A 23641-nucleotide genomic window follows, 5' to 3' on the forward strand; every position below is an offset into this window, starting at 1 on the left:
GATCGTCACCGGACATGCCAGACTGATCGGGTGCACTCACTCGAACAGCCCGGCAGGGCCACCCCAATGTCGGCTCTGAGGCTGCACCGGGCAGCGCGAATTGACGACGCATTCCTGGACTGGCGTGCCCGCAGGGGCCGCCGGAATGGGCTGCAGGCCACCGTGATCCCATACACCGGCTACGGCTCAACCACCTGGGTCCGTGTTCTCGCGCGCGTTCTGCTGACCAAGCCTGAGCTTGCCCAGACCGCAGCACCCGCACAGCGTGTTCGTGGCTGGCGGAGCTTCACGAGTATTCCGGTGGTGGCTGCACAGGTCACTGTTACCGTCGGCGACCAGACACACGTCGTGCAGGCAGACAGGGGCGGCGTCGTCGACGCGAGGATCCCCGTCGAGCTTGAACCAGGGTGGCAGCAGATCACGTTGCAGACAGAGGACTCCCGGCCGGTTATCGAAAACGTGTTTGTGGTGGCGCCGACTATCCGATTCGGGGTCATCTCCGACATCGACGATACGGTCATGGTCACGGCACTCCCCCGCCCCTTCGTCGCGGCCTGGAACACGTTCGTCCTCGACGAGCACGCGCGTACTCCCGTTCCCGGAATGGCCGTCTTCCTCGAGCGCCTGTTGCGCGACCACGAGGGCGCCCCCATCATCTACCTGTCGACCGGCGCGTGGAACGTGGCTCCCACACTCTCCCGCTTCCTCACCAGGCACCTGTACCCGACCGGAGCATTGCTCCTCACGGACTGGGGTCCGACGGCCGACCGCATCTTCAGGAGCGGGCGGGCCCATAAGGCGGACAATCTCCGCCGGCTCGCCGATGAATTCCCCGACATCAAGTGGCTCCTCGTCGGAGACGACGGACAGCACGACGAAGTTATCTACGGCGAGTTCTCCACTGAGCACCCGGAGAACGTCGCCGCCGTCGCCATCCGTCAGCTGTCACCAAGCCAGGCTGTTCTCGCCGGTGGTCGTTCCAAGCCAGAGGAACATGAGTCTCGTGCCCCCTGGGTGTACGCACCAGATGGCGCGGGGCTTCTCGGGCAGCTCGAGGAACGCGGGCTGGCCTAGCCAGCGCAGCCCTCCGGCACTCCGTTCGGAGAGACTAGAGTTCGACGGAATCCAGTTCAATGGGCTCGACCAGTTCGGGACCGTCGTTCCTGACACTGTTGACGGCCTTCGAGACCGGGTGGTACCCCAGCTCGTGCGCCACGTCGAACGATGATTCGTCGAGAAGCGTGAGCAGCTCGCCCGGCGCGAGTTCGCTGCCGAGCCAGGCGTCGAACCGGTCGGGCGTCAGGCACGCGGGCATACGATCGTGCACCTCACCCGGAGCGACGTGCGCGTCCCGGGTAATGATCGCCATCGACAACCGCCAGTAATCGGGGTCGCCCTGGTCTTTCGACCGATCGGGCCATGCCCGAATGATGCCGGCCATCGCAAGGTCGGATTTCTCGCCCGAGATGAAGTACGGCTGCTTGCCACCGTTCTGAAGCTGCCATTCGTAGTAACCGGATGCCGGCACGATGCATCGGTGAGCCGCGAACGCGCCCTTGAACAGACCATTGGTGGCGACCGTTTCGATGCGAGCGTTGATGATCGGCTTTCCGCCTCCAAAAGTGGGAGACGACGGCGAGACGATTCCCCACCTGACGAGGTCGAGTCCTCTCTCCCCACTCCGCTCACGGACGACGGGAACCGAGTCGGTGGGAGCCACGTTCCAGGAGGGCCGCCACTCGGGCGCGGGCCTGCCCGTCGTTGTCATGAACTCCCGAATGAGATCATCGGTGTCTTTGTTCATCGCAAATCGTCCGCACATGATCCCATTGTCACCCAGTCGACCGACAGCGTGGCCGTGTCCGGGCACGACCTGTGCCTGGGTAGCGCCCGGGTGGGCGAGAATCGGAGTATGGGACGTTCGTGGAAGCAGTCGGATATCGCGCCGCTGCGGCTGCGCGCCCAGGAGATCCTCGCAGCACCCGAACGGAAACCAGCTGCCGCTGTCGAGGCCATGACGGCGATGCAGGGGCAGGATCTGCCTGGCACCCTCTGGGCGATCGGCCTTCGCACCGCCGGCAGCACGGAGGCGGATGTGCGGGATGCCTTTGACACGGGGGCCATCATCCGGAGCTGGCCCATGCGCGGAACCCTTCACGCACTCACCCCTGGCACCCTCCGGATGCTCCTCCCCCTGTCCCGTGACCGGCTCGTGACCTCACTCCGTGCCCGCCACCGCGAACTCGGCATCGATGCCACCGACATCACGGATGCCGCCAGGGCTGCAGAGGCCGCGCTGTCCACCGGGTCTGGGCGGCTTTCCCGCACAGAACTCTTTGCCGCTTTCGAGGCTGCCGGCCAGTCGACCGCTGGCCAGCGCGGCAGCCACCTCGCGTTCATGCTCGCTCAGTCCGGATTGCTCTGTCTCGGCCCGTTCCTCGGTAAGGAACAGGCGTTCGTCCTGCTCGACGATTGGGCACCGATGACCGCAGCGCTGCCGGACCGTGATGAGGCACTCGCCACCGTGGCTCTCCGTTACTTCCGGTCGCACGGACCGGCGACGGTCGCCGATTTCGCCTGGTGGGCCCGGCTGACGCTGGCGGACGCGCGCGCAGCCGCGGCAGCCATCACCGACCAGCTCAGCGTCCTCGATGTCGACGACACAGACTATTTCATGGCGCCCGAGGTCATGGAACACAGCGCACGGGCGGAGCGGTCGGTGCGCGTGCTCCCTGGCTTCGACGAGCTCCTGCTCGGCTATACCGATCGCTCCGCCGTCCTTGATGCCCGCTATTCCGCGCTCATCGTCCCCGGCAACAACGGTGTTTTCAAGGCCACTGTTGTCGTCAACGGTCACGTCGTCGGCACCTGGCTGCGTCGCGACAAAGCGAAGGCAATCGATGTCACCGCGCAGCTCTTCCAACAGCTGTCGCCGACCCAGGAACGCGGCATGACTACGGCGTTCGAGCAATACGGACGCTTCCGGGGCAAACCGATCGAGCTGAAAGTGGTCTCGCTCGAGACCAGCGGTGCACACTGATGCGTTTCTTCCGACTGCCGGCGGCTCTCTCCTCGAGCCGATTGCGCACCGCGAGCCGGGTTCCGCTGCTGCAGGTCGTGAAGACTTCGGTGGCAACGGTGGCCGCGTGGTTCGTGGCCATCCTGGTTCTGCCGTCCGAACTGCCGATCTTCGCGGCAATTGCCGCGTTGCTCGTCGTACAGCCGAGCGTCAACCAGTCATTCGGTAAAGCGATTGAGCGGAGCGTCGGCGTGATCGCCGGCGTCATCATCGCCTCGCTCATCGGCCTGCTCTTCAGCGGCCAGAACTGGGTGATCCTCATCGCGATCGTGGTTTCCATCTTCTTCGGCTGGGTCTTCCGCCTCACTCCGGGCTCGGCGAACCAGATTCCGATCAGCGCAATGCTTGTCCTCGCGATCGGCGCCGCCACTCCGGGGTATGCCATCGACCGGATCATCGAAACGCTCATCGGCGCAGCGCTCGGCGTCATCATCAACGTCCTCATCGTTCCTCCCGTTGTACTCGCGCCAGCCGAGCGGGATGTGACACTACTCGCCGGTGAACTGGCGTCGAGTCTCGAGCGCCTCGCCGCAGCGCTTGGCACGCCGCAGACTCAGCAGCAACTCGACTCGCTCATGATCCAGGCCAGGCTCCTGCGTCCGATGCGAGAATCCGCGGAGGCATCCGTTCGCCAGGGTGAAGAGTCGCTCACGCTCAACCCGCGGCAAACTGCACACCGCACCCGCCTCGAGGACATTCATCGCCTGCTCGACAGGCTCTCGCCGATCGTGACGCGCGTGATCGGGATGACGCGGGCGTTCCACGATCACTATGACGCGTCTCTCGTCGAAGAGCCGTCACTGCAGTCAATCGCCATCCAACTCCGCAGGGCGGCACACGATCTCCGACTGCTCACGCGAACCGCCGAAGGGCCGGATGCCGAACCGTCGGTGGACGAGGTCCCCGCGTTGACAGCGCCCCTTCGCATCAGCCGCCCCGAACCTGAACACTGGATGCTGTTCGGCTCGCTGATGGAGGACCTGCGTCGGATCCGTGAGGAGATCGTCGGCGACGAGTAAGACACGCTCTGGGTCAGCTGATATCGCCAGCCGTCGCGAGCCGAGCCCGCAGCGTGAGAAGTTTCAACGCCGCAGCATCGATGTGCTCGATTGAGAGCCTTCCGACGTCAACGGCCGCGCTGACCGCCCGCACAAGGCGCGCGGCGTCGATACCGACTTGTTCATGGTCACCGCGGAGCACATAGAGCAGCATCGTCGCCCCGGCAGCGAGGGCACGAACGGCGTTCTCGGCGGCGTCTCGGTACTCCGGCACTCCGCTGTCCCTCAGCATGAGCATGTCGTCAGTGATGATGACCCCCTCGAAGCCCAGCCTGTCGCGGAGTATCGAGTGCCACGTGCGGGACAGCGTGGCGGGCTGGTCATCCACCGTCGAATACCTGAGGTGACCCATCATGACGAATTCCGCACCCGCGCGGACGCCGGACCGGAACGGAACGGCATCCGTCTCCTCCCAGGTCGCGAGATCGACCGCGGTCTCGGGGATCGAGGAGTGGGAGTCGCCCGGCGTTCTGCCGTGGCCGGGGAAATGCTTGAGGGCGGAGAACACTCGCCCGCTCTCCCCCGTGACCGCCGCGCTCACGCGCTCGGCGGCCTCGGTGGCGGTGGTTCCGAGCACCCTGTCATACAAGAACGACCCGGGCTCGCCGGTGACATCAGCCACGACGCCGAAGTTGACGGAGATACCGGCTTCGGCGAGCAGCGCTGAACGGCCGGCGAACGCCTCCCTCGACTCCCCCGCATCGTGGTGCCTGAGGGTGACCGCCGAGGCGAAGCGGTCGTTGGCGATGCGCCGAACCCGCCCACCCTCCTGGTCGATGCCGATGATCGGGGGAAAGTCCTCGTCCTCTCGCGCCGCCCGGGCGAGTGACGCAACGTCCGTCAGGCTCGCTCCAATATTGTCCGGCATGAAGATCATGCCGCCCGGCTGGGTGTCGGCGACGAACGAGCGCAGTGCGCCCTCGTCCGTCCCGGGCAGGTGCAACATGAACAGGCTCGCGATCTTGCGGTCACGCGACATCCCGGCCAGCCGCTGTTCCGCAGCTTTTACCGCGCCGGACTCCGCACTCATCGGGCGTCAGGCCTGATGATCGTCACACCGGCGGGACTCTGCCCCTGACTCATCGCGAGCATCGCCGCAGGCGCCTCGTCGAAGCCGATGGTCCGCGTGACGAGGTCCTGTGGTCGGAGCCGACCTGACGCGACCAGATCCAGCATCCCGGGATACTCCGCCGCGCTCATCCCGTGGCTGCCCATGATCGTGAGCTCACCGGCGATCACGTCGGCCATCGGGATTCGGGGTGGCTGTGCGAAGAGCCCCACCTGCACGTGTCGACCGCGCCGCGTGAGCGACCGGATCGCGATGCCCGTCGTGAGTTCGCGGCCGATAGCCTCGAGCGACACCTGCGCGCCGTCACCCGTCAACTCCTTCACTCGCGCAATCACCTCCGCATCGCTGAGTCCGGCACTGTTCACCGTGTGTTCGGCGCCCGCTGCCTCCGCGACATCGAGAGCCGCACCGGAGACGTCGACGGCCACCACCCGAGCTCCCAGGGCGGCGCCGATCATGACGGCGCTCAGACCGACCCCGCCGCAACCGACGACAACGACCCACTCGCCCTCACGCACGGAGGCCTGCGTCGCGAGAGCGCGATACGACGTCGCAAAACGGCAACCCAGAATCGCAGCAGAACCGGCGTCGAGTGACTCGGGGACCTCGATCAGGTTGACGTCAGCCGACGTGATGGCGACGAGTTCGGCATACGAGCCCCAGTGCGTGAATCCCGGCTGGGTCTGATTCCGGCACACCTGCGCATGGCCGGCACGGCATTCCGCGCAGGCGCCGCACGCGCAGACGAACGGAACAGTGACGCGCTGGCCCGGCCTGAACCGCGAGACGGAATTGCCGACGCTCACGATCCTGCCGACGAACTCGTGACCGGGCACATGAGGAAGCGAGACGCCGCCGTCGTGTCCTTCCCACGCGTGGATGTCGCTCCGACAGAGCCCTGTCGCCTCAACGGCAATGACAGCGCCGTCAGGGGTCGGCACCGGGTCCGACACCTCCTCGACCGTCGGTTCGCGAAGAAAGGAGTCGTAGTACACGGCGCGCATCAGGCAAGTATCCCCCACCCGTGCTCGGCTACGCTTGAACGAGCCGGATCAGGAGAGCCGGTTGCGGCTTGGCCGGAAGGACGGCATGGACACGACGACTGAGACCGTCAACGAGATTATGCGGTTCGTCGATCTGGGCGGCGTGCTCGCCAACGCGATCCTCGGTGGGATTGCCGCACGATCGGCCAGGCTCGACATCGTCGGCTTCGTGATCCTCGCTGTGATGAGCGGGCTCGGCGGCGGAATCATTCGCGACACGCTGCTGCAGCAGGGACCGCCGGTAGCCCTGACTGATCCCGCCTACCTGGTGATCGCCATCGCCGGTGCCGTCATCGCCTTCTTCGTCCCCTTCCGTGGACAATGGTCCAATCGCACGCTTGTCCTCGTCGATGCACTCGCTGTCGGATTCTGGGCCGCTGCGGGCGCCCAAAAAACGCTCGACGCGGGTCTCGGCTGGCTGCCCGCCGTCGTGATGGGCATCATCACAGCGGTCGGCGGCGGTGCCGTTCGCGACATCCTGCTGCTCCGCATCCCTCGGATCTTCGGTGGGAACACCCTGTATGCGACGAGCGCACTTGTATCGAGCGTTGAGATGGTCGTGCTCTCGAAGCTCGGCATGCCGACCCTCGGTTCCGCGGTTGCGCTCACCAGCGGAGCCGTGCTCTCCCTCCTCGCCAGGCGATTTGGCTGGACGCTCCCCACCGAGGCCCGCGTACCGACCCCGCGACTGGTGACCGAGTTCCGTCGGCGCCGGCGCGCCGCCCGTGAACGGCACAATCCCGATACCACGGGCGCTGGGCCCGACCAGGGACAGGACGGCGAAGGGACTCTGGACAGCCCACCGGCGCGGTCATAGCCTGAGGGCGTCCGGGCGGGTGCCGTGAGACACGCGCCAGAGAATCCCCGGGAAAGAGTTTCATCATGGCCACGATCCACGAGCACGAACCGCCCTATTCAGTGGGCTATCTCATCGGAAGTCTGGCGACGGCATCCATCAACAGGAAACTCGCCGGTGCGCTTGTCGCCCTCGCTCCCCCCGAGCTTGAGATGCGGGAGATCCCGATCGGAAATCTGCCCCTGTACAGCTATGACCACGATGCGGATTACCCGCAGGTGGCGCTCGACTTCAAAGCCGCCATCGCGGGTGTCGATGCTGTGCTCTTCGTCACTCCCGAGTACAACCGGTCGATTCCCGGGGCACTCAAGAATGCGATCGACTGGGCGAGCCGTCCGTGGGGTGACAACTCGTTCACGCACAAGCCCTCAGCGGTGATCGGCGGTTCGATCGGCGCGATCGGAACCGCCGTGGCGCAGCAGCATCTCCGCAGCGTGCTCAGCTTCTGCAATTCGCCGCAGATGAACGCGCCAGAGGCCTACCTCCAGATCACGCCGGGGCTCATCGCTGAGGACGGTTCAATCACCAACGATGGCACCACCCAGTTCCTGACCGAATGGATGCACGACTTTTACGAGTTCATCACCCGGGTGCTCACCGTCGTGCCGAGGAGCTGAATCCGGATCAGTTGACGGCGTCCACGTAGAACCAGCGCCGGTTGTCCCTGACGAAGCGACTCACCTCGTGTTGCTCGCTCCGGCCGTCCGCTCCCTTGCAGAAGGCCCGGAATTCAACGGTACCTTCCGCGTCGAGAGGCCCGCCACGACGACGGTCCAGAATGTCGAGCCGATACCAGGTCAGGCCGGCATCGAGTTCGAGTGCGGCAGGGCGGGTCGACGGATGCCATGTCGCGAGCAAGTAGGCGGCGTCGCCAACCGCGAAGGCCGAGAACCGGGACCGCATCAGTGCCTCGGCTGTCGGTGCCACGGCGGCGCCGGAATGGTATCGGCCGCAACACGCGCCGTAGGTCTCACCGCTCAGGCAGGGACAGCGCTGGTCGGCGGCAAGCGGGCTGGTTCCGGAAGAAGTCACCCCACAATTATCCGGCCCCAGTCTGCAAGACACCGGCGGGGTGCTGGGCCAGGCCCGGTTTAGATCGCGAAGCGAGCCCCCGCGGCGACCGCAAAGACACGATCCGTGAACCTCCGGAGCAACCCGCACGCGAGCCGGCCGGTGTTACCCCACCCCGCATTAAGGAAAGCTAACAGCGGCGGCGTGCGATGATCGCGGCATGCGGACGCTGGCCAGGATCGGCTCGTGTATGTGGCTCGACTATCTCGAAGCCCGCAGCGGCCAGCTCATCATGCATCAGCGGGACCGGCCAGTGCTGGGTGGGTCAACTCAAAGACCGACGGCAGCCATGCCGGCGTCGTCGTACCGGTTGCCGGCGACGCCGATCCGATCCACAAGCCGGTTGAGGTCGGCAAGGTCGTCAGCTGACAACGCGACCGATGTCGCTCCGGCATTCTCGTCGAGACGCTCGCGTCGCCGCGTGCCAGGGATGGGAACGATGAACGGATGCTGCGCCAACAGCCAGGCCAAGGCGACCTGGGCTGGTGTCGCGTCTCGGTTCACGGCCAGCTCGCGAACATGATCGACGATGGACTGATTTGCACGCAGGTTCTCGGCCTCGAATCGCGGCACCCGGGCGCGGATCTCGTCAGCGGCGAACGTGGCATCCGCTGCAACCGTTCCGGTAAGGAACCCCTTCCCAAGCGGACTGAACGGCACGAATCCGATACCGAGCTCGCTGCAGAGGGGCAGGACCTCCGGCTCAGGGTCGCGCGTCCACAGGGAGTACTCGCTCTGCACTGCGGTGACCGGGGTCACGGCGTGGGCGCGGCGAATCGTTGCAGCGCTGGCTTCCGAAAGCCCAAAGTGCTTGACCTTACCCTCTCGGATAAGTTCGCCGACCGTGCCGGCGACGTCTTCGATGGGCACGTTCGGATCAACGCGGTGCTGGTAGAGCAGATCGAGGGAATCGACGCCGAGCCGCTTCAGAGACCCTTCGGCGGCACGACGAATGTTTTCCGGTCTTGAGTCCACGCCCTGTGAGCGACCGTCGACCAGGTTGAACCCGAACTTGGTGGCGATGGTGACGCGATCGCGGATCGGCGCGATTGCTTCGCCAACGAGCTCCTCGTTGTCGTACGGGCCGTAGACCTCTGCAGTGTCGATGAACGTGACTCCGTGCTCGACGGCGTAACGGAGAACGTCGATCATGTCGTCGCGGTCGCCAGGATTGGGGCCGTAGCTCTGCGACATCCCCATCGCTCCGAAACCGATGGCGGATACTTCCAGGCCCTGTCCGAGAATTCTGTTGTGCATGATCACTCCTTCGTGTCAGCGGTATTCAGATGAACGTCGATCGGTGGTCGCGCTGACAGCGCCCCGCGCCCATACTTGGCGCGCAAGGCGAAGTCGTTCTCAGCCTTGTCGTCGTCAGTGCGCGTGAACGAGTCGTCCTTCGTTACTCCTCCAGCGACCATACGTCCTTCACCGCGAATCTGTGTTCCTCGGTGGTGATCACGTGTTGGGGAGCCGATCGGTGGAGCCGGCGCTGATGGAAGAGACGCACGCCGTCTTCGACTCGATCGAGTTGACACCTCCCTTGACGAGCACGCGTCGGAGGGCACAAGATGAGGATCACTCGCGCTACGCCACCCCCCGGGAAGGACCGCTCGAAGACCCCGGAACCCCGGCACCGCGCCACAAAGGAGTGCGCATGTTCCGCAAGCTTGCCGTCGCCACCAGCGCCGCATTGATCGTCACGATGCTCGTCTCCACGCCAAGCATGGCGAGCCCTCCGCCTCCGCAGGCAGACCAGGACCGCATGGCGGTGTACACCGGCACGGTGAGCGTCGAGGATCTGGCCGCCATCGTCGAGCTGGGTGTCGACCGTCAGGAGCTGGTGACGACGCCCAACGGCGCGGCACCCGGCCAAGTGGACGTGCAGGTCATCCTGAGCGGCGATCAGGCCGCGCAGCTTGCCGAGGGAGGCACGACGCTCGAGGTGAAGACGCCGTCGGCGAAGCGTCGGTCCTTGGATGCAGCCGACGGCGTGTTCCGCACCTACAGCGGCGAGGGCGGCATCCTCGAGGAGCTCATGACACTGGCGGCAGCCAACCCGAAGATTGCCGAGTTCCGTGTGATCGGGCAGACCGTGAACGGCCAGGACATCGGCGCGGTGCGCCTCACGAAGAACGTCGCGAAGACCAAGGACGGCAAGCGCCCCGCCACGGTGTACGTCGGCGCGCAGCACGCGCGCGAATGGATCACGCCCGAGATGGTCCGGCGATTGCTCAACTACTATGTCGATTCCTACGGGAGCGACCCGCGCATCAAGGGCATCGTCGACGACACAGAGCTGTGGTTCGTGCCTGTCGCCAACCCCGACGGCTACGACTTCACCTTCACCGAGGGCCAGCGACTCTGGCGCAAGAACCTTCGCGATAACAACGGAGACGGCCAGATCACGGTCGGCGATGGGGTGGACCTCAACCGCAACTACCCCACCCGCTGGGGTTACGACAACGAGGGCTCCTCACCCGACCCGGCAAGCGAGACCTACCGTGGGACCGCGCCCGCATCGGAACCCGAGACGCAGGCGCTCGACGCGCTGTTCGCGAAGGTCACACCGCAGTTCCTCGTGAATTACCACTCGGCCGCGGAGCTGCTGCTGCACGGTATCGGCTGGCAGGTCTCGACGCCGTCGCCGGATGACGTGATCTACGAAGCGATGGTGGGCGACGACGCGACGCCCGCGATCGCCGGCTACGACCCCGACATCTCCGCAGAGCTGTACACGACCAACGGCGATACCGATTCGCACGCCCAGGAGGCGTACGGAGTTCTCGGCTTCACACCCGAGATGGGCACTTGTGAGTCCGTGTCCGACTTGTATGACGATGACGAGTGGATCTCCGAAGACTGCGAGAGCGGCTTCAACTTCCCCGACGACGAGGGGCTCATCCAGGCCGAATTCGAGAAGAATATCCCCTTCGCACTGGCCGTGGCGGAATCTGCCAAGGACCCGAACGACCCCGTCTCGGTTGTAGGCCGGGATGCTGAGGACTTCCGCGTCGACAGCTTCTCGGTCTCTTACGGCGACCCGCAGACCGTGGCCGTCTGGGCAAAACGGGACTTGCTCGCGAAGGTGATGACCTACCGCATAAACGGCGGACCCCTGCGGATCTCGCCGGTGAAGGAGTGGAAGGGCGGCGAGCGGTACGGCGACGAGAACGTCGACTACTACGGCGAGTATCGCGGAACCGTGAAGGGTGCGAAGGCGGGCGACAGCGTCGAGGTCTGGTTCTCGGGGCTGCCGTCGGCGCGCGACATCATCAAGAACCGCGCGCTGAAGAAGATCAGCAGTGAGCACTTCACCTACCAGGTGGCGCACGACACTGGCAATTCGGTGCTGATCATCGCCAACGAGGACTACACGGGTGTGAACCCCGAAGCCACTCCAAGCGGTGCCGGCCCGAAATACCTCGACGCACATGTCGCGGCATTCGAGGCGAACGGCGTCACGCCGGATGTCTGGGACGTCGACGCGAACGGCGTGCCGCACGACCTCGGTGTGCTGAGCCACTACGACGCGGTGTTCTGGTACCTCGGCGACAACCGGCTCACCCAGGACCCGGAGGACGCGATAACCCAGACGTACTTCGGAGACCTCGAGGACGCCTCCGTGGCGGAGCGGCAGCAATATCTTACGCTCGCTGTGCGGGACTACCTCAACGAAGGGGGCAAGCTCGCTCTGGCGGGTGAGACGGCCGCCTACTACGGGCAGTTCGGCGGAGCGCTGGGTGGGATCTACTACGGTCTGGACGGTGCGCCGGATCAGGATTGCGTCGTCACGTCGGACCCATACTCGGATTGCCTGCTGCTGGCCGACGACTTCACCCAGTATTGGCTGGGAGCGTACAACCGCACTCCCGTCGGAGCCGACGGCGTGACGGGGACGGCTACACCGCTCGATGGGATCGAGGCACTCTTCGGAGGTCCGGCGACGGAGGACAATCCGGTCGATGAGGCCGGCGCGTTCACCGTGACGAGCGACGTGCTCCCCGTTGAGCAGTTCCCGCAGTTCGAGAGCTGGGCGGTCGCGCAGTACCAGAACCCATCGGGGCCGTTCATCCCCATCGAAGGACTCTGGTCCATGTTCGCCGCGCACATCGATGACGGCTATCAGCGACTGAGCCGGACATTCTCAGTGCCGGAACTGGGGGTCGGTGAAACAGCGACCTTCGACGCGCAGTTCTCGTACGCGACGGAGTTCGGCTACGACAACGTCATCGTCGAGGCTCGACCGGCAGGCACTGAGGACTGGACGACGCTTCCCGATCTGGGCGGCGCCACCACCACCGATGTTCCGGCGGAGTGCGAGGCGGAGTTCTACGTCGAAGAACACCCGCAGCTGGAGCACTACCTCACTGTTGGGGACCCGTGCGAGCCGACCGGAACCACCGGCGAATGGAACGCCTTCACGGGTTCGTCCGGCGGCTGGATTCCGGTGTCCTTCGACCTCAGCGCATACGCGGGGCAGGACGTCGAGGTCGTGATCAGCTACGTCACCGACGGCTTCACTGGCGACACGGGGCTCATGGTGGACGACACGAAGTTCGTGCTGAACGGCGAGGCGACGGAACCGGAAGGCTTCGAAGAGGAGGACGTCTCACCCTGGAGTGTCCTCGCCGCCCCGGAGGGGAGTCCAGACAACAGCGGCCAGTTCGAACGGTATACGGCAGAGGGTCCGTTCATCAGCTCGACAGCCACGTCCGACTCGCTGCTGTTTGGATTCGGCCTCGAACAGCTGGAGTCGGACACCGCCCGATCGGAGGTCGTCGCGCGGATACTCACCCACCTGGGCCGTGCTGAATGAAAGAAACACTCTAAAGCCCACGCCAAAGAAAAGAACCCCTGAGAACTTATTGTTCTCAGGGGTTTTGGTGGATCTGAGGGGATTCGAACCCCTGACCCCCTGCATGCCATGCAGGTGCGCTACCAGCTGCGCCACAGACCCATTTCGGCCGCTTCGATCGCTCGAAGCAACCTGTTTAGATTACTACACAATCCGAAATGTTCCGAATCGAGCGGCAACCCGGGGGCTACTCAGCCGAGGCTCGCACCGGCTCAGCGATAGGAATGACCGGGCAGTCCTTCCAGAGGCGCTCGAGCGAGTAGTACAGTCGCTCTTCCTCGTGGAAGACGTGCACGACGAGGTCGCCGAAGTCGATGAGGATCCAGCGGCCTTCGGAGCGGCCCTCACGCCGAAGCGTCTTGTGGCCTGCTGCGTTGAGCTGGTCTTCGATCTCGCCCGCAACAGCCATGACGTTGCGCTCATTGCGACCCGTCGCGATGAAGAAGATGTCGACAAACGGCAACGGCTCGGAGACGTCAAGAGCGACGAGGTCCTCGGCACCCTTGTCCTGCGCTGCCGCTACGGCGATGTTCAGTTGTTCGATGGTTGATTCACGTGCTGTCACTGGGAAGTGGCCTTTCTGGGGGCTATCGCGACTGGAAAGCGCCGGCCGCGATACCGACGATGATGACCGACAGCACGGCGACAGCCAGCACACCGGCGGTTATCGCCAGGATGAGGAGGAGTCGATTGCTGCGGGCAGGAGCTGGAGGGGTAATCACATCGCGCGTAGCGGTGTGTGTCGACACAGCGCGGCTGGCGGAGACCGGTGTCCCCGCAGTGGCCGGCCGTGCTTCGTCTTCTTCGTCGAACATCGAATCGATGTCGGACCTGTCGAAGCCACTCGGGTGTTTGCCCGTGGAGCCTGTGCCGGTCGAGATGTCGATCGAGCCGGTGATAACGACGCCGCCCTGTGCTGTGAGCGGTCCGGTGAACGGGTCCCCCGTCGGCATGGATGGCAGAATCAGCGAGCTGGTCCCGACGCCATTGCCAGCTTCCTCGAGGCCGCGGGCGATGATCTGGTCAAAGGGCTGCTCGAGTTCGGTGTCGATCTCGCTGAGGACGGGAGCCGGGCGTTCGCTAACCGCTTCACCGAAGTTACTCGCGAGCTGCGGCTCGTCGTCATCGTTGGTGTCCGACGCTGAGCTGTCTTCCGAGTCATCATCGACGATCGGGAGGCCGAACGACGTGCGCTTCTTTGCCGGGGCCTCGTCGTCACTCTCACTGACAACGACAATGCCCGGAGTCTCGTGGTCGACGACACCGGCCCGGGCAGCGGATGCCGGAACGAACGACGGCAGGCGGGACGACTTTGGCGCTCCCCCCGACTGGTCTGATGCTGCGGCCTTGCGAGCCCGAGGCTTCCGGTCCGGTCTGGCATCCGCATCGTCGTCGACCGCATCGTCGTCGACTGGCGCGCTGTCTACTGGCGCACTCTCTACTGGAGCACTGCCTACTGCCTCGTCATCTACCTGCTCGTTGTCGACCGCGTCATTCTCGACGTGCTCGTTCTCGGCAGGCTTGTTGCTCGCGGGCGCTTTCCCACCAGGCCGGGCATCGCCGGGTTCGACGAGTGGCGGAATGATGGTGACGGATGCCGTCCGCACGCGTTCGAGGTCACGCGCCTGGCGCCGGGTCAGCTGCGATCCTTCGGCTGCGGCGCGCTCAAGCGCTGCAACTTCCTCCGTCGTCAACGACGGTTCGGCGCGGGCTTCCGGCTGCGAGCCGGACACGTCGGGTATCGCCCCACCTGACACGGGAGTCGTGGTTGAGACGCGACGTGATTTCGTTTCGGGGGTCACGTCTGTCGTTCGCTGCTGCTCACGCAGCTGGCGACGAGAGAGCGGTTGCTCGTCGGGCAGCGGGGTCATGCAATACTCCGATACAGGTGGTGTTTGGTGATGTACTGAACGACACCGTCGGGAACCAAATACCAGACCGGGAATCCCCGGCTCACCCGGCTCCGACAGTCGGTCGACGATATCGCCAGGGCCGGAACTTCCAACAAGCTTACGTCTTGAGGCGGTAATCCCGAAACGCTGAGCGGATGTCCCGGTCGACTCACAGCCACGAAGTGGGCGAGAGACCAGAGCTCCTCGACGTCTTTCCAGTTAAAAATCTGGGCAACGGCATCCGCACCGGTGATGAAGAACAGTTCAGCATCGGGACGGTTCCGGTGGATGTCGCGAAGCGTGTCGATCGTGTAGGTCGTGCCTTCGCGGTCGACATCGACCCGGCTGACGGTGAACCTGGGGTTCGACGCAGTCGCGATGACCGTCATGAGATAACGGTGCTCGGGCGGGGTGACGACGTTCTTGTGCCACGGCCTGCCCGTCGGCACGAAGATGACCTCGTCGAGGTCGAACGACTGGGCAACCTCACTGGCGGCGACCAGGTGGCCGTTGTGGATGGGATCGAATGTTCCACCCATGACGCCTACTCGTGGCCGGCGCGACGCGACTGCCATTGTGGGGCTAGTGACCGTGTCCGGGTTCTGCCGCGGCTTGTCCCGAGGCCTTCGCGCTGTGGCGGTTTGCGACATCGCGGTAGCTGAACGTCGCGACGCCGAGGAAGATGAAAACAATGAGAGCAATGACGCCGTACATCCAGGTGGGCATAGGCAGCTCCACGTGTGATACTGCTTCGGCGAGAAGGGTCGTCGCATACGACATGTGTGCTCCATTCAGTTCCGGCGGGGTGACCACGCCACCATTCAGTCTAACGACTATCCGCGCACCTGACCGGTACCCCGGACCGTCCACTTCGTGCTTGTCAGTTCGGAGACACCCATCGGGCCCCTGGCGTGGAGCTTCTGCGTTGAAATTCCCACCTCTGCGCCGAAGCCGAACTCACCACCGTCGGTAAACCGCGTCGACGCGTTCACCATCACGACAGCCGAGTCCACTTCAGCCAGGAACCGCTCGGCGTTCGACACACTCTCGGTGATGATCGATTCGGTGTGCCCTGTGGAGTACTGGCTGATGTGGTCGATTGCCTCGTCGAGGTCGTCCACGACCCTGACAGAGATGTCGAGGCTCATGTGCTCCGTTGCCCAGTCCTCCTCCGTCGCGACGAGGGCATCCGGCCAGATGGCACGCGTCGCATCGTCGGCGTGGATGGTGACCCCGGATTCCGTCAACCGGGCGAGAACGCCGGGCAGCAACCGGTCAGCGGCTGCAGCGTGCACCAGAACGGTCTCGACGGCGTTGCACACGCTCGGCCGCTGCACCTTGGCGTTGTGCACGATGTCCGTTGCCCAGTCCTCCCGAGCAGACTCATCGAGGTAGATGTGGACGACGCCAGCCCCGGTCTCGATCACAGGAACCCGCGACTCGGTCACGACCGCCTGGATGAGTGATGCACTCCCCCTCGGCACGAGGACGTCGACGAGGCCACGCGCCTGCATCAGCCGCGTCGCACCGTCCCGACCGAACTCATCGATGGTCTGCGCAGCGCCCGACGGCAGACCGACCGAGCCAAGAGCATCCTGAATGACCTCAACGAGCCTTCCGTTCGTGTTCTCCGCAGCGGAACCGCCGCGCAGAACCACAGCGTTACCGCTCTTGATCGCGAGTGCGGCGATGTCGATAGTGACGTTGGGCCGCGCCTCGTAAATCGCCCCGACGACGCCGAACGGCACCCGGATCTGATCGATGCGCACACCGTTGGGCAGGCGTGATCCTCGCACGCTCTGTCCGATCGGGTCGGTCAGTGCCATGATTTCGCGGATCGCCACAGCGAGGGCATCCAGTCGGCTCTCGTCTAGGCGCAGCCTGTCCAGCAGCCCGACGGCGAGACCGTTTGCGCGTCCGTTCTCGAGGTCCTTCGCGTTCGCGGCGAGGATCTTCTCGCTTGCCTGGGAGAGCCCGACGGCCATCGCTTCGAGGGCGGCGTTTTTCAGATCACCGGATGCCGTTGCCAGCACGCGGGATGCGTCGCGTGCTCGGAGGAGGCGCTCGTCGAACGACACCCCGTGGCCGGGATCGGCGAGTGAGCTCGCGGTGGACGAAGCAATGTCTACGGCAGCGGTGTCGGTCATAAGACCGATATTAGCCAGCCGCGGGCGTACGTTCGACCCGTTCGGCCGGCACGAACCACGTTCCGACGGCTTCACCGTTCAAAGCGCGAGCAACATTGCCCGTCGACGTGATGAGAACACCGGCTCCCGCATCGGCGGCGAGCCGGGCCGCTGACACCTTGGTGGAGGCTCCCCCGGTCCCGACGCCGACAGCGCCGGCGCCCCCGAACGTGACACCGGTGAGGGCGTCTCCGCGCTCCACCCGGCTGATCGGTTCGGCGCCGGCCTCAGCTGGCGGCTTCGTGTAGAGCGCATCCACGTCGCTGAGCAGCACGAGCGCGTCGGCGTGAATGAGGATCGACACGAGCGCGGCGAGCCGATCGTTGTCACCGAAACGGATCTCGTGGGTTGCCACTGTGTCGTTTTCGTTGACGATGGGAAGGATCCGGAGCGCGAGCAACCGCTCCATGGCGCGCTGGGCGTTCGACCGGTGAGCATCGTTCTCGAGGTCACCGGCGGTGAGCAGAACCTGCCCGGCCACGATGTCGTAGCGGTCGAGGCTGTCCTGGTAGCGGTAGATGAGCACGTTCTGCCCCACCGCGGCGGCGGCCTGCTGGGTGGCGAGGTCGACCGGCCGGTTGGTGAGCGCCAGGTACGGCATCCCGGTCGCTATCGCGCCGCTCGAGACGAGGACAATCTCGGCACCCCGCCCGTGGGCAGTAGCGAGCGCGTCGACGAGCGGCGCAATCTGATCGGCGTTGTCACCGCTGATCGACGATGAGCCCACCTTGACGACTACCCGCCTGGCCGAAGCCAGGTCGGACCGATCAGCTACCGCCATGACCTATTTTTCTCCCTCGGCACTGGCTGCTTCTGCGGCCGCACGTTCTTCTTCTTCGTACTGGTCGCGCCACAGCCCGGCTTCCCGTTCGCGGACCATTTCGGCACGCGCTTCGGTTTTCGCGTCCATCCGCTCGAAGTACTCCTCGCGGCGCTGGTTGCGGGTCGGGCGGTTGTTCGCGTCGAGCCTGGCATCGAGTCCACGAGGGGTCGTGATCATCTCGGCGGACGAGGTCAGCGTCGGCTCCCAGTCGAAGACCACACCATTGTCTGAACCGATGATGACCGTGGATCCACCGACGGCGCCGGCCTTGAACAGGCCGTCTTCGACGCCGAGCTTCGCGAGGCGGTCGGCGAGGTAACCCACTGCTTCGTCGTTCGTGAAGTCGGTCTGCTGCACCCAGCGCTCGGGCTTGGCGCCGCGCACACGGTAGATGTTGCCGAAGCTGCCACCCTCGACGGTGACCGTGAACTTCGACTCGTCCACGGGACGGGGGCGGATGACGATGCGCGGGTGAGCCGCTTCGTGCTCGGCCTTGGCCTTGCGTTCGGCCTCGACGAGGTCGCCGAGCGCGTAGGAGAGCTGGCGCAGTCCTTCGTGGCTGACCGTCGAGATCTCGAAGACGCGGTATCCGCGGGCTTCGAGCTCCGGCTTGACCAGCTCGGCGAGTTCCTTGCCCTCTGGCACGTCGACCTTGTTGAGCGCGATGAGCTGCGGACGCTCGAGGAGCGGCGTCTGGCCCTCGGGTACCGGGTACGCGCCGAGCTCACCGAGGATGATGTCGAGGTCACTGATCGGGTCACGGCCCGGCTCGAGGGTCGCGCAGTCGAGGACGTGCACGAGGGCTGAGCAGCGCTCAACGTGGCGGAGGAATTCGAGCCCGAGGCCCCTGCCCTCACTCGCGCCCTCGATAAGTCCCGGGACGTCGGCGACGGTGTACCGGATGTCGCCGGCCTGGACAACGCCGAGGTTCGGGTGCAGTGTCGTGAACGGGTAGTCTGCGATCTTGGGCTTGGCCGCGCTCATCGCGGCGATGAGGCTCGACTTTCCGGCAGAGGGGTAACCGACGAGCGCAACGTCAGCGACGACCTTGAGCTCGAGGGTGAACGACCCCTCCTGGCCGAGCGTGCCGAGCAGAGCGAACCCGGGAGCCTTCCGCTTGGTGGTCGAGAGAGCCGCGTTGCCGAGGCCGCCCTGTCCACCCTGCGCGATGACGTAACGGATGCCTGGCTCGGCGAAGTCGATCAGTTCGTTGCCATCGGCGTCCTTGACGACGGTTCCGACCGGGACGGGCAGTTCGAGTTCTTCACCCGTCGTCCCCGCGCGGTGGTCGCCCATGCCTGGGCCACCGTTCGGTGAGCTCCGGTGCGGTGAGCGGTGGTAGTTGAGAAGCGTCGTGACCTGCGGGTCAGAAACGAGGACGATGTCGCCACCGTTACCGCCGTTTCCACCATCGGGTCCGGCTAACGGCTTGAACTTCTCCCGACGCACAGACACGCATCCGTTACCGCCGTTTCCAGCACGCAGGTGCAGTGTCACCTGATCGACGAATGTGGCCACGAGAGCCCTCCAAATTAGTTTGTTCTTCTACATAAAAAACTCAGGGGCGAGCCGAAGCTCGCCCCTGAGACACATCGAACTGATGCCTATTCGGCAGCTGCCGTCACGATGTTGATGACCTTACGGCCGCCCTTGGCGCCGAATTCGACAGCTCCTGCCTCGAGGGCGAAGAGCGTGTCGTCACCGCCGCGTCCGACGTTGACGCCGGGGTGGAAGTGCGTGCCGCGCTGGCGAACGATGATCTCGCCTGCTGAGACAACCTGACCGCCAAAGCGCTTCACGCCGAGGCGCTGTGCGTTGGAGTCGCGACCGTTGCGAGTGGAACTCGCGCCCTTTTTGTGTGCCATCTCTGTTCTCCCTCAGGCTTACTTGATGCCGGTGATCTTGACGCGTGTGAGCTCCTGACGGTGCCCCTGACGCTTCTTGTAACCGGTCTTGTTCTTGAACTTCTGGATGTGAATCTTGGGGCCGCGGAGGTTCTCGATGAACTCAGCCGTGACTGTGACCTTCGCGAGCGACTCGGCGTCAGTGGTGATCTTGTCACCGTCGACGAGAAGAACAGCGGCCAGTTCGACCTTGCCGTCCTTGATGCTCTTGACGCGGTCCATCGTCACAATGGTGCCGACCTCTACCTTTTCCTGCCGACCACCGGCGCGCACTACTGCGTAAACCACTTCTCGTACCTACTTCTCTTGGGAGCTTGTGCTCCGAGTTGAATCTGTCAAGGAATATTCACTGTGCGGTAGACCCCAGCGGGAAGGGAGGTCAAGCTGACAGAAAACCATGGGCAAAACGCGGGATAAGCCAACGTGCACCAACAGGCAACTTTACTTGATCACACCCGATCTCACAAATGCACGCCCAGCCGTGTCGCAATTCGTAGACTTCAGGTCATGACCGTGCTCATCGACACTCCGTTATGGCCGGCCCACAACACACTCTGGTCCCACCTCATCAGCGACGTTTCTCTCGACGAGTTGCACGCGTTCGCCGCTCGTCACTCACTCCCCCGGCGCAGCTTCGACCTGGACCATTACGACGTGCCACAGGAACGCTTCGACGAACTGGTCGCCGGTGGCGCGGTACCCGTAAGCGCGAATGTTCTCGTCCGTCGGCTGATCGAGAGCAACCTCAGGGTGACGGCGAAAGAACGCAAACGGCGGTCGGCCCTCGGGTGAGGGGCGACCGCCGTTCGTCGTTACTGGCTACTCAGCAGCCGGCGCGGATGTTCCGGCGTCTGCGTCGTGAGCGACGGGAGTCCCGGTCAGGCCGGCGGTCGTCACCCGACGGCGGCGTGCACGGCCGGTGCCGGGAAGCTTGGGCTCCGGAAGCGCGTCGAGCACTGAGCCGAGGAGGTCCTCTGCGTCGCGCGGGTCGACTCTCTTCGCCTTGCGTGCGGGCTCGAGAGGGATGTCGAGAATCGACAGGGCATCCCGGGCTTCCGTGCGGGAAGCGGCAACCTGAGGTTCGGGGTCGGGCCTGCCGGAATCCGGCCTGCTCGTCTCCGGCCTGCTCGTCTCTGGCCTGCTCGTCTCTGGCCGGCTGGCGGGAGCCGAGCTCTCGGAACGCGCGTCAGGCGCGATGTCCTCGGTCTGGCCGGCTGGGCCGCCACCCGAGTTCCCCTGCGCCGACCCGGCGCCGCGGTTCTGGCCCTTCTGGTTCTTCCGGCGTTCGTTGCGTCGCTCGCTGCGTGACTCATTGCGTCGCTCGCTCGCCGCGGGCTGTTCCGTCACCTGATCGGCCGACGGCGCGTCGTCCGCGTGAGCAACGATCGTCGATGCGGCGATCTTCGCGAGGGCGTTCTTGGCGTCATCGGTGATGGCGTGTGTCGGAGCCTTCGGTGCCTGGCCGACGTTGTTTCCTCCGCCGTTGCCGTTGGTGTTGCCACCGTTGCTGTTGCCGTTCGAAGTGCCGCCCTTGCCGCGACGCTTGGTCTCCGGCTGAGGGGTCTGGCGGTGCTTGACGATCGGGTCGTGGTGCACGATGACACCGCGGCCGGCACACACCTCGCATGGCTCACTGAACGACTCAAGCAGGCCAAGGCCCAGCTTCTTGCGCGTCATCTGAACGAGACCGAGCGAGGTCACCTCGGCGACCTGGTGCTTGGTCCGGTCACGGCTGAGGCACTCGATCAGTCGGCGCAAAACGAGATCCCGGTTGGATTCGAGCACCATGTCGATGAAGTCGACGACGATGATTCCACCGATGTCGCGCAGCCGAAGCTGGCGGACAATCTCCTCGGCGGATTCGAGGTTGTTCTTCGTTACCGTCTCCTCGAGGTTTCCGCCTGAACCGACGAACTTTCCCGTGTTGACGTCGACGACAGTCATTGCCTCGGTTCGGTCGATGACGAGCGATCCACCGGAGGGCAGCCAGACCTTGCGGTCGAGGGCCTTCTCGATCTGCTCGGTGATGCGGTACTCGTCGAAGACGTCCCGGGTGCCCTCGTAGCGCTCGACGCGCTCGAGCAGGTCGGGAGCGACACCACGCAGGTAGCTTTCGATGACTTCCTGCGCGTCATCGCCGGCGATGAGCATCTTCTGGAAGTCCTCGTTGAACACATCGCGGACGATCTTGATCAACAGGTCAGGCTCAGAGTGCAGCAAAGCTGGCGCCTGAACGCTCTCCATCTGCCGTGAAATCTCTGCCCACTGGTTGATCAGGCGATTGACGTCGAGCGTGAGCTGTTCCTCGGTCGCGCCCTCTGCAGCGGTCCGCACGATGACGCCGACGTTGTCAGGAAGCACCTCTTTGAGGATCTTCTTGAGGCGAGCACGTTCGGTGTCGGGCAGCTTGCGTGAGATGCCGTTCATCGAGCCGTTGGGCACGTAGACGAGGTACCGGCCTGGAAGCGAGACCTGGCTGGTCAGTCGAGCACCCTTGTGTCCGACCGGGTCCTTGGTGACCTGGACGAGAACACGATCGCCTGGCTTGAGCGCCAGCTCGATGCGGCGCGGCTGGTTTCCGGTCTCTGCGGCGTCCCAGTCGACTTCGCCCGAGTACAGCACGGCGTTGCGTCCGCGTCCGATGTCCACGAAGGCTGCTTCCATGCTTGGCAGCACGTTCTGCACGCGCCCGAGGTAGACGTTTCCGATGAGGGATGCCTCTTCGTTACGCGCGACGTAGTGCTCGACGAGCACGCCGTCCTCGAGTACACCGATCTGAATCTTGTTGCTCTTCGAGCGGACGATCATCGTGCGGTCGACTGACTCACGACGGGCGAGGAACTCTGCCTCGGTGACAACCGGGCGGCGGCGGCCGGCATCGCGGCCGTCGCGTCGTCGCTGCTTCTTCGCTTCGAGGCGCGTCGAGCCCTTGATGCGCTGCGGCTCGGTGATCTGCTCGACCTCACGCGGCTGTTCCCTGGGCTGCCTGACCTTGACTACCGTGTTGGCCGGGTCGTTCTGTCCCGACCGGCGTTCGTCGCCCGAGCGGCGGCGTGCGCGACGGCGGACCGTCGACGGCTCGTCATCCTCGTCGTCGTCATCGTCGATCGCGTCGTCGCGATAGTCGCGCGCGGGGAGCGGCTTGACGTCGGGTGCCTGGAAGAACAGCGCTGTCGTCGGCGCTGTTGAGTATGCGGCGAAGATTCCGGGCGCCGTGCTCTCCGCGGTCTTCGCGGGCTCGGCCGCGTCTGCCGCTGGCTCCTCGGCAGCAGACTCGTCACCGGCCTGAGTCGGTTCCGCGACAGAAGCGGAACCAACGGGGGCTGCGGACGGGGCTGCGGACCCCGTATCGCCTGCAGCATCCTCGGCGGCCACAGGCGCTGCGTCGGATGACGCCGCGTCCTCAGAGTCAGGACGTTGCGGTGCGTCTTCGGCGACCGGCTCGCTCGCTGCGGCATCCGGTGCCTGCGTGTCGGCAGTCGGCGCCTCGAAAGCCTGCGCCTCGAAAGCCTGGGTCTCGGAGCTTTCCGGCGCTACGCCCTCGCTGTTGGTTGATGTGTCGGCCGTGTTATCAAAATTTTCATTCACCATTCCTGGTGCACTCCTCATCCGGCACGGCAGCCGCGCTGCCCATCCGGGAACTCTCGAGCGGTTTCTCGCTTTCGCGTACTCCCCGCAAATCCTGTACGTCCACGACCGGCCCTGTGGCTCTGGTCGCGTACCTTCTTTGTCGGCCGTACCCCTTCGAGTTGTGACCGACGAACACTTTTGTCTCAAACACTGGGCGAACGCTGTTTCATTACGA

General features: G+C 64.8%; 23 protein-coding genes and 1 tRNA gene. 7 read left to right on the forward strand and 17 right to left on the reverse strand.

The features are described 5' to 3' along the window. The first annotated feature begins 66 nt into the window (after positions 1–66). A complete protein-coding gene (locus AC1X6S_RS03005) occupies positions 67–1074 on the forward strand; it encodes an App1 family protein (protein ID WP_483404968.1) in 1008 nt (335 codons plus the stop codon). A gap of 34 nt (positions 1075–1108) precedes the next feature. Here AC1X6S_RS03005 and AC1X6S_RS03010 read toward each other — a convergent pair whose 3' ends face one another. Beyond that, positions 1109–1822: an SOS response-associated peptidase gene (locus AC1X6S_RS03010; protein ID WP_483404328.1), complete on the reverse strand. Its 714-nt coding sequence runs from the start codon at positions 1820–1822 to the stop codon at positions 1109–1111. Between the two features lie 90 nt (positions 1823–1912). Here AC1X6S_RS03010 and AC1X6S_RS03015 point away from each other — a divergent pair, with 90 nt between their 5' ends. Next, entirely contained in the window at positions 1913–3040 is a 1128-nt protein-coding gene (locus AC1X6S_RS03015; RefSeq protein WP_483404329.1) for a winged helix DNA-binding domain-containing protein, read from the forward strand. Further along, a complete protein-coding gene (locus AC1X6S_RS03020) occupies positions 3040–4098 on the forward strand; it encodes an FUSC family protein (RefSeq protein WP_483404330.1) in 1059 nt (352 codons plus the stop codon). Before AC1X6S_RS03015 ends, AC1X6S_RS03020 begins: the two co-directional genes overlap by 1 nt. Before the next feature lie 13 nt (positions 4099–4111). Here AC1X6S_RS03020 and AC1X6S_RS03025 read toward each other — a convergent pair whose 3' ends face one another. Then, positions 4112–5167, reverse strand: coding sequence for a glycoside hydrolase family 3 N-terminal domain-containing protein (locus AC1X6S_RS03025; RefSeq protein WP_483404331.1), 1056 nt, complete (start codon positions 5165–5167; stop codon positions 4112–4114). Beyond that, the gene (locus AC1X6S_RS03030; protein WP_483404332.1) at positions 5164–6210 is read right to left on the reverse strand and encodes a zinc-binding dehydrogenase; all 1047 of its coding nucleotides are present in this window, start codon (positions 6208–6210) and stop codon (positions 5164–5166) included. Before AC1X6S_RS03030 ends, AC1X6S_RS03025 begins: the two co-directional genes overlap by 4 nt. Positions 6211–6295: 85 nt before the next feature. Here AC1X6S_RS03030 and AC1X6S_RS03035 point away from each other — a divergent pair, with 85 nt between their 5' ends. Continuing rightward, positions 6296–7066, forward strand: coding sequence for a trimeric intracellular cation channel family protein (locus AC1X6S_RS03035; protein WP_483404333.1), 771 nt, complete (start codon positions 6296–6298; stop codon positions 7064–7066). A gap of 65 nt (positions 7067–7131) precedes the next feature. Next, complete coding sequence (locus tag AC1X6S_RS03040) at positions 7132–7722, forward strand: NADPH-dependent FMN reductase (RefSeq protein ID WP_483404334.1); 591 nt, start codon at positions 7132–7134, stop codon at positions 7720–7722. Positions 7723–7729: 7 nt separating this feature from the next. Here the strand turns inward: AC1X6S_RS03040 and AC1X6S_RS03045 are convergent, their stop codons facing one another. The 3 genes from AC1X6S_RS03045 to AC1X6S_RS03055 form a co-directional block, all read right to left on the reverse strand. Then, entirely contained in the window at positions 7730–8137 is a 408-nt protein-coding gene (locus AC1X6S_RS03045; RefSeq protein WP_483404335.1) for a YchJ family protein, read from the reverse strand. A 309-nt stretch (positions 8138–8446) separates the two neighbouring features. After that, positions 8447–9433: an aldo/keto reductase gene (locus tag AC1X6S_RS03050; RefSeq protein WP_483404336.1), complete on the reverse strand. Its 987-nt coding sequence runs from the start codon at positions 9431–9433 to the stop codon at positions 8447–8449. A 2-nt stretch (positions 9434–9435) separates the two neighbouring features. After that, positions 9436–9594: a hypothetical protein gene (locus AC1X6S_RS03055; RefSeq protein WP_483404337.1), complete on the reverse strand. Its 159-nt coding sequence runs from the start codon at positions 9592–9594 to the stop codon at positions 9436–9438. Positions 9595–9830: 236 nt separating this feature from the next. On the opposite strand from AC1X6S_RS03055, the gene AC1X6S_RS03060 reads away from it, so the two are divergent. Continuing rightward, positions 9831–12992, forward strand: coding sequence for a M14 family metallopeptidase (locus AC1X6S_RS03060; RefSeq protein WP_483404338.1), 3162 nt, complete (start codon positions 9831–9833; stop codon positions 12990–12992). A 65-nt stretch (positions 12993–13057) separates the two neighbouring features. On the opposite strand, the gene AC1X6S_RS03065 is transcribed toward AC1X6S_RS03060, so the two are convergent. From AC1X6S_RS03065 to rplU, 10 genes are all read right to left on the reverse strand, one after another. Further along, a tRNA-Ala gene (locus tag AC1X6S_RS03065) sits at positions 13058–13133 on the reverse strand. An 85-nt stretch (positions 13134–13218) separates the two neighbouring features. After that, positions 13219–13596 carry a ribosome silencing factor gene (gene rsfS, locus AC1X6S_RS03070; protein ID WP_483404339.1) on the reverse strand — a complete coding sequence of 126 codons (378 nt, stop codon included), beginning with the start codon at positions 13594–13596 and terminating at the stop codon, positions 13219–13221. 22 nt (positions 13597–13618) lie between these two features. Next, positions 13619–14902 (reverse strand): hypothetical protein, encoded by a 1284-nt coding sequence (locus AC1X6S_RS03075; protein ID WP_483404340.1) that lies wholly within the window; start codon positions 14900–14902, stop codon positions 13619–13621. Next, positions 14899–15498, reverse strand: coding sequence for a nicotinate-nucleotide adenylyltransferase (gene nadD / locus AC1X6S_RS03080; protein WP_483404341.1), 600 nt, complete (start codon positions 15496–15498; stop codon positions 14899–14901). Before nadD ends, AC1X6S_RS03075 begins: the two co-directional genes overlap by 4 nt. Before the next feature lie 7 nt (positions 15499–15505). After that, complete coding sequence (locus AC1X6S_RS03085) at positions 15506–15703, reverse strand: hypothetical protein (RefSeq protein ID WP_108391231.1); 198 nt, start codon at positions 15701–15703, stop codon at positions 15506–15508. A gap of 53 nt (positions 15704–15756) precedes the next feature. Then, a complete protein-coding gene (locus tag AC1X6S_RS03090; RefSeq protein ID WP_483404342.1) occupies positions 15757–17070 on the reverse strand; it encodes a glutamate-5-semialdehyde dehydrogenase in 1314 nt (437 codons plus the stop codon). Between the two features lie 10 nt (positions 17071–17080). Continuing rightward, positions 17081–17890: a glutamate 5-kinase gene (gene proB, locus AC1X6S_RS03095; RefSeq protein ID WP_483404343.1), complete on the reverse strand. Its 810-nt coding sequence runs from the start codon at positions 17888–17890 to the stop codon at positions 17081–17083. Positions 17891–17893: 3 nt separating this feature from the next. Then, entirely contained in the window at positions 17894–19450 is a 1557-nt protein-coding gene (gene obgE / locus AC1X6S_RS03100) for a GTPase ObgE (protein ID WP_483404344.1), read from the reverse strand. An 86-nt stretch (positions 19451–19536) separates the two neighbouring features. Next, positions 19537–19797 carry a 50S ribosomal protein L27 gene (gene rpmA, locus AC1X6S_RS03105; protein ID WP_108391235.1) on the reverse strand — a complete coding sequence of 87 codons (261 nt, stop codon included), beginning with the start codon at positions 19795–19797 and terminating at the stop codon, positions 19537–19539. A gap of 18 nt (positions 19798–19815) precedes the next feature. Then, positions 19816–20124 carry a 50S ribosomal protein L21 gene (gene rplU, locus AC1X6S_RS03110; protein WP_108391236.1) on the reverse strand — a complete coding sequence of 103 codons (309 nt, stop codon included), beginning with the start codon at positions 20122–20124 and terminating at the stop codon, positions 19816–19818. A 219-nt stretch (positions 20125–20343) separates the two neighbouring features. Between rplU and AC1X6S_RS03115 the strand changes: the two genes are divergently transcribed. After that, on the forward strand, positions 20344–20628 hold the full coding sequence (locus AC1X6S_RS03115) for a DUF4031 domain-containing protein (protein WP_483404345.1): 285 nt from the start codon (positions 20344–20346) through the stop codon (positions 20626–20628). A 27-nt stretch (positions 20629–20655) separates the two neighbouring features. Here AC1X6S_RS03115 and AC1X6S_RS03120 read toward each other — a convergent pair whose 3' ends face one another. After that, complete coding sequence (locus AC1X6S_RS03120; RefSeq protein WP_483404346.1) at positions 20656–23427, reverse strand: Rne/Rng family ribonuclease; 2772 nt, start codon at positions 23425–23427, stop codon at positions 20656–20658. Positions 23428–23641 lie beyond the last annotated feature (214 nt).

This window comes from Mycetocola sp. Y442 (assembly GCF_056898615.1).

Excerpts from the sequence above, each read along its gene's own strand:
- AC1X6S_RS03015 (WP_483404329.1), top strand. The coding sequence starts at position 1,913 with ATGGGACGTTCGTGGAAGCAGTCGGATATCGCGCCGCTGCGGCTGCGC.
- AC1X6S_RS03075 (WP_483404340.1), bottom strand. The coding sequence starts at position 14,902 with ATGACCCCGCTGCCCGACGAGCAACCGCTCTCTCGTCGCCAGCTGCGT.
- AC1X6S_RS03010 (WP_483404328.1), bottom strand. The coding sequence starts at position 1,822 with ATGTGCGGACGATTTGCGATGAACAAAGACACCGATGATCTCATTCGG.
- rpmA (WP_108391235.1), bottom strand. The coding sequence starts at position 19,797 with ATGGCACACAAAAAGGGCGCGAGTTCCACTCGCAACGGTCGCGACTCC.
- AC1X6S_RS03090 (WP_483404342.1), bottom strand. The coding sequence starts at position 17,070 with ATGACCGACACCGCTGCCGTAGACATTGCTTCGTCCACCGCGAGCTCA.
- AC1X6S_RS03085 (WP_108391231.1), bottom strand. The coding sequence starts at position 15,703 with ATGTCGTATGCGACGACCCTTCTCGCCGAAGCAGTATCACACGTGGAG.
- AC1X6S_RS03035 (WP_483404333.1), top strand. The coding sequence starts at position 6,296 with ATGGACACGACGACTGAGACCGTCAACGAGATTATGCGGTTCGTCGAT.
- AC1X6S_RS03025 (WP_483404331.1), bottom strand. The coding sequence starts at position 5,167 with ATGAGTGCGGAGTCCGGCGCGGTAAAAGCTGCGGAACAGCGGCTGGCC.
- AC1X6S_RS03120 (WP_483404346.1), bottom strand. The coding sequence starts at position 23,427 with ATGGTGAATGAAAATTTTGATAACACGGCCGACACATCAACCAACAGC.
- AC1X6S_RS03030 (WP_483404332.1), bottom strand. The coding sequence starts at position 6,210 with ATGCGCGCCGTGTACTACGACTCCTTTCTTCGCGAACCGACGGTCGAG.
- proB (WP_483404343.1), bottom strand. The coding sequence starts at position 17,890 with ATGGCGGTAGCTGATCGGTCCGACCTGGCTTCGGCCAGGCGGGTAGTC.
- AC1X6S_RS03040 (WP_483404334.1), top strand. The coding sequence starts at position 7,132 with ATGGCCACGATCCACGAGCACGAACCGCCCTATTCAGTGGGCTATCTC.
- AC1X6S_RS03005 (WP_483404968.1), top strand. The coding sequence starts at position 67 with ATGTCGGCTCTGAGGCTGCACCGGGCAGCGCGAATTGACGACGCATTC.
- AC1X6S_RS03050 (WP_483404336.1), bottom strand. The coding sequence starts at position 9,433 with ATGCACAACAGAATTCTCGGACAGGGCCTGGAAGTATCCGCCATCGGT.
- nadD (WP_483404341.1), bottom strand. The coding sequence starts at position 15,498 with ATGGCAGTCGCGTCGCGCCGGCCACGAGTAGGCGTCATGGGTGGAACA.
- AC1X6S_RS03060 (WP_483404338.1), top strand. The coding sequence starts at position 9,831 with ATGTTCCGCAAGCTTGCCGTCGCCACCAGCGCCGCATTGATCGTCACG.
- AC1X6S_RS03020 (WP_483404330.1), top strand. The coding sequence starts at position 3,040 with ATGCGTTTCTTCCGACTGCCGGCGGCTCTCTCCTCGAGCCGATTGCGC.
- AC1X6S_RS03115 (WP_483404345.1), top strand. The coding sequence starts at position 20,344 with ATGACCGTGCTCATCGACACTCCGTTATGGCCGGCCCACAACACACTC.
- AC1X6S_RS03055 (WP_483404337.1), bottom strand. The coding sequence starts at position 9,594 with ATGGTCGCTGGAGGAGTAACGAAGGACGACTCGTTCACGCGCACTGAC.